This window comes from Streptomyces sp. NPDC006296 (assembly GCF_040613235.1).
In the GTDB taxonomy this organism is placed as follows: Bacteria; Actinomycetota; Actinomycetes; order Streptomycetales; family Streptomycetaceae; genus Streptomyces.
On sequence record NZ_JBEXRT010000017.1, the window covers coordinates 60,971 to 73,652 of the forward strand.

General features: G+C 73.1%; 11 protein-coding genes. 3 read left to right on the top strand and 8 right to left on the bottom strand.

Annotation, left to right across the window (positions count from 1 at the left end; translation table 11 throughout):
• Window positions 1-19: 19 nt before the first annotated feature.
• The 4 genes from ABZ172_RS14505 to ABZ172_RS14520 form a co-directional block, all read right to left on the bottom strand.
• Entirely contained in the window at window positions 20-703 is a 684-nt protein-coding gene (locus ABZ172_RS14505) for a GPP34 family phosphoprotein (RefSeq protein WP_356883818.1), read from the bottom strand.
• Complete coding sequence (gene fahA / locus ABZ172_RS14510; RefSeq protein ID WP_356883820.1) at window positions 700-1,926, bottom strand: fumarylacetoacetase; 1,227 nt, start codon at window positions 1,924-1,926, stop codon at window positions 700-702. Before fahA ends, ABZ172_RS14505 begins: the two co-directional genes overlap by 4 nt.
• Window positions 1,927-2,036: 110 nt before the next feature.
• Window positions 2,037-4,061 (bottom strand): CocE/NonD family hydrolase, encoded by a 2,025-nt coding sequence (locus ABZ172_RS14515; protein ID WP_356883822.1) that lies wholly within the window; start codon window positions 4,059-4,061, stop codon window positions 2,037-2,039.
• Between the two features lie 9 nt (window positions 4,062-4,070).
• Window positions 4,071-5,570, bottom strand: coding sequence for an oligopeptide:H+ symporter (locus ABZ172_RS14520; RefSeq protein WP_356883824.1), 1,500 nt, complete (start codon window positions 5,568-5,570; stop codon window positions 4,071-4,073).
• 156 nt (window positions 5,571-5,726) lie between these two features.
• Between ABZ172_RS14520 and ABZ172_RS14525 the strand changes: the two genes are divergently transcribed.
• The 3 genes from ABZ172_RS14525 (at window position 5,727) to ABZ172_RS14535 (ending at window position 9,260) form a co-directional block, all read left to right on the top strand.
• Window positions 5,727-6,737 carry a polyprenyl synthetase family protein gene (locus ABZ172_RS14525; RefSeq protein ID WP_356883826.1) on the top strand — a complete coding sequence of 337 codons (1,011 nt, stop codon included), beginning with the start codon at window positions 5,727-5,729 and terminating at the stop codon, window positions 6,735-6,737.
• 256 nt (window positions 6,738-6,993) lie between these two features.
• The gene (locus ABZ172_RS14530) at window positions 6,994-8,238 is read left to right on the top strand and encodes a DUF2092 domain-containing protein (protein WP_356883828.1); all 1,245 of its coding nucleotides are present in this window, start codon (window positions 6,994-6,996) and stop codon (window positions 8,236-8,238) included.
• Window positions 8,239-8,615: 377 nt separating this feature from the next.
• Window positions 8,616-9,260, top strand: a complete 645-nt coding sequence (locus tag ABZ172_RS14535; RefSeq protein WP_356883830.1) for a TetR/AcrR family transcriptional regulator — start codon at window positions 8,616-8,618, stop codon at window positions 9,258-9,260.
• A gap of 156 nt (window positions 9,261-9,416) precedes the next feature.
• Here the strand turns inward: ABZ172_RS14535 and ABZ172_RS14540 are convergent, their stop codons facing one another.
• The 4 genes from ABZ172_RS14540 to rarD form a co-directional block, all read right to left on the bottom strand.
• Entirely contained in the window at window positions 9,417-10,226 is an 810-nt protein-coding gene (locus ABZ172_RS14540; protein ID WP_356883832.1) for an HAD family hydrolase, read from the bottom strand.
• A 263-nt stretch (window positions 10,227-10,489) separates the two neighbouring features.
• Window positions 10,490-10,939, bottom strand: coding sequence for a VOC family protein (locus tag ABZ172_RS14545; RefSeq protein WP_356883834.1), 450 nt, complete (start codon window positions 10,937-10,939; stop codon window positions 10,490-10,492).
• Between the two features lie 109 nt (window positions 10,940-11,048).
• Window positions 11,049-11,498, bottom strand: a complete 450-nt coding sequence (locus tag ABZ172_RS14550) for a hypothetical protein (protein ID WP_356883836.1) — start codon at window positions 11,496-11,498, stop codon at window positions 11,049-11,051.
• Window positions 11,499-11,691: 193 nt separating this feature from the next.
• Window positions 11,692-12,681, bottom strand: a complete 990-nt coding sequence (rarD, locus tag ABZ172_RS14555; protein WP_356883838.1) for an EamA family transporter RarD — start codon at window positions 12,679-12,681, stop codon at window positions 11,692-11,694.
• Window position 12,682: the final 1 nt, after the last annotated feature.

The following is a 12,682-nucleotide window of genomic DNA, read 5'->3' on the forward strand; positions in this document are numbered from 1 at the left end:
GCCCGGCCGGCCGGCGGGGTCACTCCCCGCCGCCTCCACCGCCGCCGCCCCCGCCTCCACCGTCGCCGCCCGCCTGGGCCGTCCTGTCCTGGCGCACATTGCGGTGCACGGCCTGCGCCGGCCACTCCTGGCGGGCCAGCGCCCGTGCCGCCGCCCGTGTCCTGCGGTCGCCGCCCCGCACCACCGACGGCAGCAGCACCGCCGCCCCCAGGGCCGCCAGCAGCCGCTCCCGCCGGTCGGGGAGGCCCGCCGCGCGGGACGTCTCGAAGCGCTGCCGCACCCCCTCCGCCGGGGAGGCGGGGCCCGCCGGATGGCGGTGGTAGGGGAGCAGGCCGAGGAAGCGGCGGGTCTCCCTGCGCAGGACACCGCGCTTCACCAGGGCGTCCAGATACATCCCCGCGGCCTCCCGGCCGGTCCGGCGCACCCAGCGCCGGGCGGAGACCCCGGAGCGGAACCCTCCCTTGCCCGGGGGCGGGAAGCTGCGGAGGAACACCGCGAGCAGCGGGTCGGGCGGATCGAGCGGGTTCACGGCCACCACCCGTCCGCGCTCCTCGGCGATCCGGCCCTGGAGCTCCAGCTCCGCCAGGACCGCACCGGCGACGCCGTACTCCAGGAACCGGCTCCGGCAGTACGGTTTGCCGCGCTCGGGGTCCAGGGCGAGCAGCAGGAGTTCCTCGGGCAGGGTGAGTCCGGTGTCGTTCACGGCTTCGCCGTGATTCGTCCGGTGACCTCGCCGAGTCCGACCCGGGTGCCGTGCGGACCGGGGGCCCAGGCGGTCAGGGTGACGGTGTCCCCGTCCTCCAGGAAGGTCCGCTTGCCCTCGGTCAGCTCCAGCGGATCGCGGCCGTTCCAGGTGAGTTCGAGCAGGGAGCCCCGCTGATCGGGTTCCGCACCGCTGACGGTGCCCGAGGCGTAGAGGTCGCCGGTGCGCAGCGAGGCGCCGTTGACCGTCATCTGGGCCAGCTGCTGGGCCGCCGTCCAGTACATCGAGGCGAACGGCGGTGCGGAGACGGTCTGTCCGTTGATCTCCACCGAGATCCGGATGTCGAAGCCGCCGGGCTCCTCGTCGTCCGCGTCCTCCAGGTACGGCAGCAGCGCGGCGTCACGGGCCGGCGGGGCGGTACGGGCCGCGTCCAGGGCCTCCAGCGGGGTCACCCACGCCGACACCGAGGTGGCGAAGGACTTGCCGAGGAACGGACCCAGCGGCACGTACTCCCACGCCTGGATGTCCCGCGCCGACCAGTCGTTCAGCAGGGACAGCCCGAAGACGTGCTCCCGGAAGTCGCCGAGCACCACGGGGGAGCCCTGCTCCGAGGGGACGCCCACGACGAAGCCGACCTCGGCCTCGATGTCCAGCTTCACCGAGGGCCCGAAGACCGGCTCGGGGTCGGACGGCGCCTTGCGCTGTCCCGAGGGGCGCACCACGTCCGTGCCGGAGACGACGACCGTGCCGGCCCGCCCGTGGTAACCGATCGGCAGGTGCTTCCAGTTGGGGGTGAGGGCCGCGCCGTCGGGACGGAAGATCCTGCCCACGTTGGTGGCGTGGTGCTCGCTGGCGTAGAAGTCGACGTAGTCCGCGACCTCGTACGGCAGGTGCAGGGTCACCGTGTCGAGCGGGTGCAGCAGCGGCTCCAGCTGCGGGCGGTGGGACGGCACCGTCACCCACGCCGTGAGTGCCCGCCGGACGTCCCGCCACGCGGTGCGCCCGGCCGCCAGCAGCGGGGTCAGGCTCGGCTGCGCCAGCAGTCTGGCGTACGGCGAGCCGAGTGCCTGCGCCGCCGCCCCGGCGTCCAGCACATGTCCGCCGATGCGGACCCCGACCCTTCGCTCGGGGTGCTCCGGGGTGGAGAACACTCCGTACGGAAGGTTGTGCGGACCGAAGGGATCGCCCTCGGCCAGATCGAGCGGGCTGCCTTGCTCGGGCATCAGTCGCTGCCCCTTTCCAGTCGCTTGAGGAACACGGTACGTCGGCGTCGCCGGTCGGCGGCGGAACCTCAAGTAGGCGTAATGCCCGGAAAGTTACGCGATAACCCTGGTCAGCCGGCCGTCCGCGGGATTCGCTTCTCCCAGGTCCGGTGGAAGACGATCTCGTCCCCGTCCCGGCACACCACCTCGTTGGAGGCGATGAAGTCGTCCGCGTCCGCGCTCAGCTCGGAGCGGGTCTCGACGCGCACGTCCCAGGACAGCTCCGGCCGGTGCAGCCTGATCGTCCAGTCCGAACGCGCCCGGGCCGACAGCGGGTCGTCCTGCTGGACGGTGTACGTCTCCAGGGCGTCCTCGGTGAACTCCAGGCCGTCCGGGTAGACCCGCGTGCCGCCGTACCGCGGATCGACCTCCAGGCGCCACTCGCCCTTCGCGACGTCCCGGACCACCAGGCGCTCCGGGCGCTGCTCGTCGAGCGTGGCCGGGTACACGACGCCGAGCGGCTCCGCCTGCTCCGGCGGGCCGAAGGCGATCGCGGGGTCCTCGGTGTGCCGGCGCACCGGGAGCTCGACGAGGCTGCCGTCGGCCTCCAGCGTGAAGCCGTCGGACCCCGCCTGCGGCCAGATCCACGGCCAGTACGAGGACGAGACGGCGAGCCTGATCCGGTGCCCGGGCGGGAAGGTGTGCCCGATGCCGTTCAGCTCGAAGGTCACGTCCTCGGTCGCGCCGACGGGCCAGTCCTCGGCACGGTCGCGTCCGTGGCGGGTGGCCAGGTTCAGGACGCCGCGGGTGACCAGGGTGGAGGAGCCGTCCGGTGCCACGTCGCAGAGCCGTGCGATCGCCTGGCCGCGCGGCACGTCCATCCGGATGCGGAGCCGCACCCGCGGCCGGCCGAGGATCTCCACGGGGGCGTCCTCCACGGGGAACTCGAAGCACACCGACTTGGCGTCCTCGTCCCGCTGGTCGGGCGGCAGGTCCGCGTCGTTGCCGAACGGGAAGAACCGGCCGGCGTCCAGCCCGGTCTGCTGCGGCGAGCGGACCCGCTGCGGCCCGCCGGTGAGGGCGTACGCCACCGGGGTGACGTGCCCGGACGGCCAGGTGGCGTCGCCGACCCAGCGGCCGGGCAGCGTCTCGTAGACCGTGGCCGGGGGATGGGACCCGCTGATCCAGGACCGCAGCAGGGGTTCGTCCATCACCCCGGTGTCCTCGTCCTTGAGGTGCTGGTCCCACCAGCGCAGCGTCTCCTGGAGGAAGCCGATCGCCGGCCCCGGCGGCAGCCCGCGGTCCGGGTACTGGTGCGACCAGGGGCCGATCAGTCCGCGCACCTGCCCGGGGTCCAGGTGCTCGACGAGTCTGAGCACGGTGTCGCGGTACGGGTCGTGCCAGCCGCCCACCGCCAGGACCTTCGCCCGGATCGCGCCGTAGTCCTCGCAGACGCTGCCGTGCTTCCAGTAGGCGTCCCGGGTCTGGTGGGCCAGCCAGGTGTGGACGAGCGGCTCGACCTTCTCCAGCCGCCGCAGCCACATGTCCCGCCAGTCGTCGCCGACGTCCGCCGGGTCCGGGGGGCGCGAGACGAAGGCCAGCATGGTGGAGGCCCAGGCGTGCATGTCCACCCCGAGGACGGAGCCGCCCATGTAGTGGACGTCGTTGTCGTAGCGGTCGTCGGCCGAGCAGACGGTCACGACCGCCTTCAGGGGCTCGGGTGCGAGCGCCGCGATCTGGAGCGAGTTGAAGCCGCCCCAGGAGATGCCGAACATGCCGACCCGGCCCGAGCACCACTCCTGCCGGGCCAGCCAGTTCACGACGGCGACCCCGTCGGCGAGCTCCGTCGCGTCGTACTCGTCGCCCGGCATGCCCTCGCTGTTGCCGTGCCCGCGCACGTCGACGCGTACGGAGGCGTAGCCGTGGCCCGCGTACCAGGGGTGGCGCTGCCAGTCGCGCGGCGCCGTCCAGTCGCTGAGCCGGTAGGGCAGGTACTCCAGCAGCGCGGGCACCGGGCGGTCGGTGACCGGACGCCAGATCCGGGCGTACAGCTGCGTGCCTCCCCCGGAGCCGCCGGCCCCGGAGCTGTCCCCGCCGAGGGGGATGTAGAGGTCCTCGTGGGTGACCTCGTACGGGAAATCGGTGCGGATGCGCATGGCGGTACCTCAGTGGACGGGGTGCATGGTGCGCCTGAGCCAGGGAGCGGCGGCGATGACGGCCAGACCGGCCGCCACCGCGATGGCGCCATTGACACCGAAGTAGGCAGGATTGGACACCTGGCCGTAGAGCTTCACGATCTGTGCCTGGATGCCGTTGGCGAGGGCCAGGGACAGGAACCAGAGGGCCATCGTCTGGCTGGCGAACGCCTTGGGGGCGAGCTTCGTGGTGGCGGACATGCCGGAGGTCTCCAGCAGGACGTCACCGAGGCCGAGCAGCAGGTAGGAGCCGACGATCCACCAGGCGGCCATCGCGTAGGTCCCGTCGGCGTGCCCCGAGGTGGGGAGCACCATGAGCAGGAAGGACAGCCCGCCGAGGACCACCCCGATCGCGATCTTGTTCGAGGCGTGCGGCTGGCGCGGGCCCATCCTGGCCCACACGGCGGCCACGACGGGCGCCAGCGCCACCTCGAAGGCGCCCAGAGCGGAGGCGTACCAGCTCGCCGGGAAGTGGAAGCCGAAGATCTCCGTACGGGCGTTCGTCGAGGCGAGCAGGATCATGGTCGAGTAGGCCTGGAACAGGATGAAGTTGAAGACGACGGACGCCAGGAACAGCACGACGTACGGCCGGAGCCTGCCGCGCTCCTCCGGGGTGACCCGGGGGCTCCTGAACATCACGGCGAAGTAGGCGACGGGCGCGACCACCGAGACGAGGGTCAGCACGTCGACGAAGCGGTCCATCGTGAGCCATCCGGCCAGTGCCAGGGCCGTCGCCACCAGCCCGGCCACCACGGCTCCGGCCGCGATCGTCAGCACGGCCCTGCGCATCGGCCCGGGGGCGAGGGCGTACTCCGCCGCGTGCTTTCGGCCGGCCAGGTGACGCCGTCCGGCGACGTACTGGATCAGGCCGAGCGTCATGCCGAAGGCGGCGGCCGAGAAGCCCCAGTGCCAGCTCGCGTGCTCACCGAGCCAGCCGGTGACCAGCGGGCCGGCGAACGCGCCGATGTTGATGCCCATGTAGTAGAGCGCGAAGCCCGCGTCGCGGCGGCTGTCCTCGGTGCCGTAGAGCTTGCCGACCATCGAGGCCACGTTGGGCTTGAGGAGCCCCGTGCCCGCGCTGATCAGGCCGAGGCCGACCCAGGTCATCGTGGCCGTGGGCACGGCCATGGCGTAGTGGCCGCAGGCGATGAGGACGCCGCCGTACAGGACGGCGCGGTACGAGCCGAGGATCCGGTCGGCCAGCCAGCCGCCCGCGACGGACACCAGGTAGACCAGGGTGCCGTAGGCGGCGGACACCGACGCGGCGGTGCCCGGGTCCATGCCCAGGCCGCCGTCGGCGACCGTGTCGGCGAAGAAGAGGACCAGGATGGCCTGCATCCCGAGGAACGAGAAGCGCTCCCAGACCTCCAGTCCGGACAGGGTCATCAGGCCCCGTGGCTGGCCGAAGAAGGCGTGATCGTCTCCGGGCGGCGGCTGGGTCGGATCGGTGTCGGTCGCGGTGTGGGACAAAAGGACAACTCCTGATCGTATGAGCTGATGTCGAACATACCGGCGGTGGCGGGAAGGCGCCCACGGTGATCCAAAGGGGACCGGATACGCTGACTTGAGTGAGGACAGCGACACATCGACATTCCGTGTGATCGTCAGCAGACAGGAGATCCCCTCGTGACCGTCGTCGGGCCGTTCGGACTGAGCGTGCGGGACCAGGCTCTTGAGGCCGATGTCCAGACCGGTTTGGCCGCTGTCGAGGCGGGGCTGCTGGCCGCCACCAAGAGCGAGGTCCCGTTCATCACGGAGGCCGCGCAGCACCTCGTCAGCGCGGGGGGCAAACGTTTCCGGCCGCTGCTCGTGATGCTCGCGTCCCAGTTCGGCGACCCCGAGGCGCCCGGTGTCGTCCCCTCCGCCGTCGTCGTCGAGCTGACGCACCTGGCGACCCTGTACCACGACGACGTGATGGACGAGGCGGACGTGCGCCGCGGGGTGGAGAGCGCCAACACCCGCTGGGGCAACTCCGTCGCCGTCCTGACGGGCGACTTCCTCTTCGCCCGCGCCTCGCACATCCTGGCCGACCTCGGGCCGCAGGCCGTCCGCATCCAGGCGGAGGCCTTCGAGCGGCTGGTCACCGGCCAGATCCTGGAGACCGCGGGCCCGCGCGACGGGCGCGACCCGGTCGACCACTACATGGACGTGCTGGGCGGCAAGACCGGGTCGCTGGTCGCCGTGGCCGGCCGGTTCGGCGCCCTGATGGCGGGGGCCGACGCGTCGGTCGTCGACATTCTCACCCAGTACGGCGAGCGCCTCGGCATCGCCTTCCAGCTCGCCGACGACGTCCTGGACATCGCCAGCGACTCCCACGAGTCGGGCAAGACGCCCGGCACCGACCTGCGGGAGGGCATCCCCACTCTGCCGGTCCTCCACCTGCGCGCGCGGGCCGCGGCCGGGGGCGCCCCGGAGGACACGGAGCTCGTGGAACTGCTCGACGGCGACCTCGCCGACGACGCCCGGCTCGCCGAGGCGCTGCGGCGGCTCCGCGCCCACCCCGCGCTCGAACAGGCACGCCGCGACACCGTCCGCTACGCCCAGGAGGCGCGGGCCACGCTGGCACCGCTGCCCGAGTGCTACGCCAAGGCCGCACTCGAGGAGCTGTGCGACGCCGTGGTGCACCGGGCCGGCTGACCCCCCGTCCGGCCCCACCCGTCCCCGCCGGTCCCCCGAGGGGGCCGTCCGGCGGGACTCGGCGGACCCCTAAGGGACTTCCGCTCGGGTCATCCCGGAGAGGTACGCACAGTTGCTCCCGGGGACTGACGCTTGTCTCCGCGCTATTTGGTCAGATGGAGAAGAACCACTCCTGACCACATCGGGTGAGAAGGGCGGCCGGGGAGTGGCCGAGTGCAACGCGACGGCAGCCGCCGACCACGGAGGTAGAGCACACATGGCACCGAACGACAGCGCGGAGACCAACGGCGAGGCCACGGGCACTGTCGTGGGCCGCCGGAAGAAGGCGCGCTACATCGTCCCGATCGCGGTGGCGGGGGTGGCGGCGGCGACGATCGGACTCGTCCCGGCGCTCGCGAACTCCGGCGACCCGGATCTGCCGGACATCACCGCACAGGAACTCATCGAGAAGATCGCCGCGTCGGACGAGGAGCAGCTCTCCGGCACGGTGAAGGTCAGCACCGACCTCGGCATCCCCTCGCTCGGCGGACTCGCGGACTCCTTCGCGCCGGACAACGGGGCGGGGGCGTCGGACGCGTCCCCCGACGCCAAGCTGATGGAGCTCGCCTCCGGGACCCACACGCTCCGGGTCGCGGTCGACGGCCCCGACAAGCAGCGCCTCACGATCGTCGACGAGGGCGCGGAGTACACCCTCGTCCACCACGGGGACGACGTCTGGGGCCACGACAGCAAGAGCAACGAGGTCTACCACGCGGATTCCGGCGGGCAGGAGCGCGCGGGTGACGCGGCGGGCAAGCACAAGGCGCCGAAGGACATGCCCGGCACCCCGAAGGAGCTCGCCGAGGAGGCCCTCGCCGCCGCGGACGACACCACGTCCGTGACGGTCGACGGCACGGCCCAGGTGGCCGGGCGGGACGCCTACAAGCTCGTGATCAAGCCGAAGCAGTCCGGCTCCACGGTCGGCTCGGTCACCGTGGCGGTCGACGCCTCGACCGGCGTGCCGCTGAAGTTCACGCTGGCCCCGAGCAGCGGGGGCAAGGCCGCGGTCGACGCGGGCTTCACCCGGGTCGACTTCTCGAAGCCCGACGCCTCGTCCTTCTCCTTCACCCCGCCCAAGGGCGCCAAGGTGACCGAGGCCGACGAGCTGAAGGCCGAGGCGGAGAAGAACGGCGCGGCGGACAAGAACGGCGCGGCGGACACGGCCCAGAAGGACCTCGGCGCGCTGGAGGACTTCAAGGGCCTCGACGTCATCGGCAAGGGCTGGACCTCCGTCGCCGCGATCGAGGCCCCGGGTGCGGCGGGCCTGACCGGCCAGGGCTCCGGCGGCGCACCGGCGCAGCAGTTCATGGACGCCCTGGGCGACAAGGTCACCGGCGACTTCGGCTCGGGCACGGTCTTCAAGACGCGGCTGGTCAACGCCCTGCTGACGGAGGACGGCAAGGTCTACGTCGGCGCGGTCACCCAGGAGACCCTGGTGAAGGCGGCCGACAACGCCAAGTAGGACGCACCTCGCACGACACCTCGCACACCCGCCGCCCCGCCGTACGCTCCGTACGGCGGGGCGGCGCGCGTGACGGCGGCCCGGGCGGCTGCTGTGCAGGCGGGTGTCCGGCTCCGCGGCACGGCGCGGCCCGGCGCGAAGGGACGTGAAGGGGACCGGTGTCCGAGGGGAGGGGCGCCCGGGAGTCCGGCACCGGCGTCCGTACCGTCGGCCGGTCGAGCCGTCCCCCGATCGGCTCGTCGCGGCACGAACGGCACGAACGGTATGCTGTACGGAACGTCACGACACGGTACGTTCCGTTTCCAGCTTCGTCATTGTTCGACTTTTGGCGACGACCTGTCAACAAGCGGTGGGCAGAATCCCCCTATGCTCACCGAATGATCACATCGCCGAGTTCTCTGCGTCGCAGCGAGCGGTCACGACGGGCGACGCTGGACGCCGCCCTGGAGCTCTGTACGGAGAAGGGGTACGGGCGGGTCACGGTCGAGGCGATCGCCGCCCGCGCCGGCGTGAGCAAGAAGACGATCTACCGCTGGTGGCCGTCCAAGGGTGCGGTGACGCTGGAGGCCTTCGCCGACATGCTCGTCGGCGCCACCCCGTTCGTCGACACCGGTGAGATCGCCGCCGATCTGCGCACCCACGTCAACGGTCTCGTGAGACTGATCTCGACCCCGCCCTACGGCCCCGCCTACGCCGGGATCCTGTCGGAGATGCACCACGACGACGACCTCGCGAGAGCCGTGCGCGAACAGCTCGTCGGTCCGCGCGTCGAGGCGGCCGTGGCGCGGCTGCGCCGCGCCCAGGAGCAGGGGCAGATTCCGGCGGGGGCCGACCTCCCGCTCGCGGTGGAGCTGCTCTACGGGCCGGTCTACTACCGCCACGTGCTGCGGAAACCGGCCCAGGACGAGGCCACCGTCGCCGCACTGGTGGACCATGTGCTGCGGTCGCTGTCCGCCGGGGACGGGCGGCCCCCGGAGAACGGCGGGAGCACCGTGCCCGCGCCGACCCCCGCGTCCGGCTGAGCCGCCGTGCCCGCCCCCGGCGGGACCTCCGCACGCGGGTCCGGCCAGTCGGGCGGGCCCGCCCCCCGGCCGTGCGTCCGCCCGCCGGGGGAGACGCGCGCCGGGGGAGACGCGCGCCGGGGGAGACGCGCGCCGGGCGCGTGGGCCGGACGGTCCTCAGGCGAACAGCCGCTCCAGGACCACCGCGACGCCGTCCTCCTCGTTCGAGAGGGTGATCTCGTCGGCCTCCGCCCGCAGTTCCGGGTGCGCGCCGGCCATCGCCACCCGGTGTCCCGAGAGGCGGAACATCGGCAGGTCGTTAGGCATGTCCCCGAAGGCCACCGCTCCGGCGGGGTCCAGGCCCATCAGCCCGGCCGCCAGCGTGATCCCGGTGCCCTTGTCCACGCCGTGGGGGGCCAGCTCCACCGTCCCGGGTCCCGCCATCGTGACCGACGCCAGGTCACCCACCGCGCCGCGGGCGGCCGAGGCCAGCTCGTCGTCGCCGAGCGAGGGGTGGCGTATCAGGACCTTGACGACCGGCGCGGCCCACAGCTCCGCACGCCGTCCGGTGCGCTGCGCGGGCAGGGAGGGGTGCGGCATCCGGTATCCCGGCTCGATGAGGGTCAGGCCCCCGGGGCCGTCCTGGTCCACGGCGGCGAACACCTGCCCCACCTCGGCCTCGATCTTGCCGAGCGCGGTGTCGGCCAGGTCCCGGTCCAGCGTCACCGAGCTCAGCATCCGCGCCGCCCCGGCGTCGTACACCTGCGCGCCCTGTCCGCAGACCGCGAGGCCGTCGTAACCGAGGTCCGTGAGCAGCGCGCGTATGCCGGGCACCGGCCGTCCCGTGACGATCAGATGCCGCGCTCCGGCCGAGGCGGCGCGGGCGAGGGCCGCGCGGGAGCGCGGGCTCACGGTGTCGTCGGAACGCAGCAGCGTGCCGTCCAGATCCGTGGCGACGAGGGTGTGTGCGGCGGGTGACGTGAACATGGGGTCAGCCTAAGGACTGTCCCGGCGCCCGCGGCGGGCGCACGACGACGGCCACGGCACCGCACCGCGCCGCCGGAAGGCAGGGACCCGCCGTCTCCGCCGGGACGCCGGGGCCGCGCCGCGGCGACTTCGGGACCCGCCGCCGTCGCCGGAACACCGGGCCGCCGTCGCCGGAACACCGGGCCCGCGCCGCCGGAAGGCCCTGACCCGTCCCGTGTGCGGAGCGTCCGGGCCGGTTCCGTGTCCGGGCGGCCCGCCGGACCTCAGTGCACGCAGAACTCGTTGCCCTCCGGGTCCAGCAGCACCTGCCACGATCCGCCCTGTTCCTCGACGGTCCGCAGGACCCCGGCGCCCAGGCCCACCAGCCGTTCCGTCTCCGCCTCGCGCTGCCCGGGGTCCGTGTGCACATCCAGGTGGAGGCGGTTCTTCACCGTCTTGGGCTCCGGCACGCGCTGGAAGAGCAGCCGGCGTCCGAGGCCGGTGCCGCTTCTCTCCTCGTACGGGTCGTCCGGGTGCCGCACCGCGGCGAGGTCGCGCCAGGCGCGATGCCCGTGGGGCTCGAGGGTGGCCGCCTCGGTCACGGCGCCCGCGCGGAGCAGTTCCCCGATCAGGGCGCTGTGGTCCTCGACGACGTAACCGAGGGCCTCGGCCCAGAAGTCGGCCTGGGCGTGCGGGTCGTGGGCGTCGATGACGACCTTCCAGTGCAGAGTCATGAAAACCGTTTGTACTGGTTGTACGAACGCCGCGGCAACGGGCGCGCCGCCACCGTCCCGCCCGGCACCGGTCGGCCCTGCGTCCTTCCGCCCGGCACCGGTGCGCCGATCACCGGGGCGGGCAGGCCGTGCAGGTGTGGCCGCCGCCGGTGCTGAGGAGCACTCCGGCCGCGGCGCTCACGGCCGGGTCGCGGTCCGCGGCCAGCAGCTCGGCCGTCGCCAGCCCGGCCAGGACCGCGAGGTGCGCGTCCCTGGTCCACTCCGGACGGTGCGCGTGGCCGCGGGCGAGGATGGTGCCCAGCAGGCCGAGCACCCCCGCACGGTCCTTCACGGTCTCCATGGCGGCGAGCTCCCACAGGAAGGGCACCGCGGCCACCGTCGCGTCGAACACGGCCGGGGCGCAGATCCACCGCCCCAGATCGCTCAGCGCGTCCTCGGCCGACTCGCTGTCGCCCCAGGCGATGCGGGACAGCATCCCGGGAACCTGGGACGCGGAGCCCCGGGCATGGCGCAGCTCGTGCCACTGAACGTGCCTCATGCCCTTCAGGACCGTCCCCATCCGGGCACTCAATCAGCCTTTGCGGGTGCCGTCCACCACGCCTGCCCCACACATCGGGCCGCCCTCCCGCACCGCGCCCGGCACCCGCGGACACCGCGGTCCGGGCTCCGGGGCCGTACGTCCCCGGAGCGGTCCCGCGGGGTGCCGGGCGGCCGTGGCGGCGGGGTACGCCGCGCGGGCGGGCCCGCCCCGGCTACTTGGCGACCGGGTTGTTCGTGTCCGGTTCCGAAGCGGAGGCGGTCGCGAGGGGGGCCACGGCCTCCGCGGCGCGCACGGCCAGCCGCAGGGCCGCTGCCCTCGTGCGCCGCGCCGTGCGCAGCGCGTCCCAGGTCAGCACGATCAGCGCCACCCAGACCAGTGCGAAACCGGCCCAGCGCTCCGGCGGCATCGCCTCGTGGAAGTACAGGATGCCGAGCGCGAACTGGAACACCGGCGCCAGATACTGCAGCAGGCCGAGGACGGACAGCGGGACGCGGATCGCCGCCGCCCCGAAGCAGACGAGCGGGATCGCGGTCACGAGCCCGGTCGCGGCGAGGAGCGCCCCGTGACCCGCGCCCCCGGCCAGGAAGGTCGCCCGGCCGCTCGCCCCCAGCCACAGCAGGAAGCCGAGCGCCGGCAGGAACAGCACCGCGGTCTCGGCGGCCAGCGACTCCAGGCCGCCCATGTTGACCTTCTTCTTCGCCAGGCCGTACGTCGCGAACGAGAACGCCAGCGCGAGCGAGATCCACGGCGGCTGCCCGTATCCGATCGCCAGCACGAGCACCGCGGCGAAACCGGTGGCCACCGCGACCCACTGAGCCGGCCTCAGCCGCTCACCGAGCAGCAGCACGCCCAGGGCGATCGTGACCAGCGGATTGATGAAGTAGCCGAGCGACGCCTCGACGACATGGCCGTTGTTCACGGACCAGATGTAGAGGCCCCAGTTGACGGCGATCACCGTCGCGGCGGCCGCGATCAGGGCCAGGCGCCGGGGCTGCCGTATCAGCTCGCCGATCCACGCCCAGCGGCGCAGCACCAACAGGGCGATGCCGACGACCGCCAGGGACCACACCATGCGGTGGGCGAGGATCTCCACCGCGCCCGACGGTTCGAGCAGTGGCCAGAAGACGGGGACGAGCCCCCACATCCCGTACGCCCCGATTCCGTACAGCAGGCCTGCCCGCTGCTCGTTCTTCCCCTTCACG

Coding starts and splice junctions, on each gene's coding strand:
- fahA (WP_356883820.1), bottom strand. CDS start 1,926: ATGCCCGAGCAAGGCAGCCCGCTCGATCTGGCCGAGGGCGATCCCTTC.
- ABZ172_RS14515 (WP_356883822.1), bottom strand. CDS start 4,061: ATGCGCATCCGCACCGATTTCCCGTACGAGGTCACCCACGAGGACCTC.
- ABZ172_RS14530 (WP_356883828.1), top strand. CDS start 6,994: ATGGCACCGAACGACAGCGCGGAGACCAACGGCGAGGCCACGGGCACT.
- ABZ172_RS14535 (WP_356883830.1), top strand. CDS start 8,616: ATGATCACATCGCCGAGTTCTCTGCGTCGCAGCGAGCGGTCACGACGG.
- ABZ172_RS14540 (WP_356883832.1), bottom strand. CDS start 10,226: ATGTTCACGTCACCCGCCGCACACACCCTCGTCGCCACGGATCTGGAC.
- ABZ172_RS14545 (WP_356883834.1), bottom strand. CDS start 10,939: ATGACTCTGCACTGGAAGGTCGTCATCGACGCCCACGACCCGCACGCC.
- ABZ172_RS14550 (WP_356883836.1), bottom strand. CDS start 11,498: ATGGGGACGGTCCTGAAGGGCATGAGGCACGTTCAGTGGCACGAGCTG.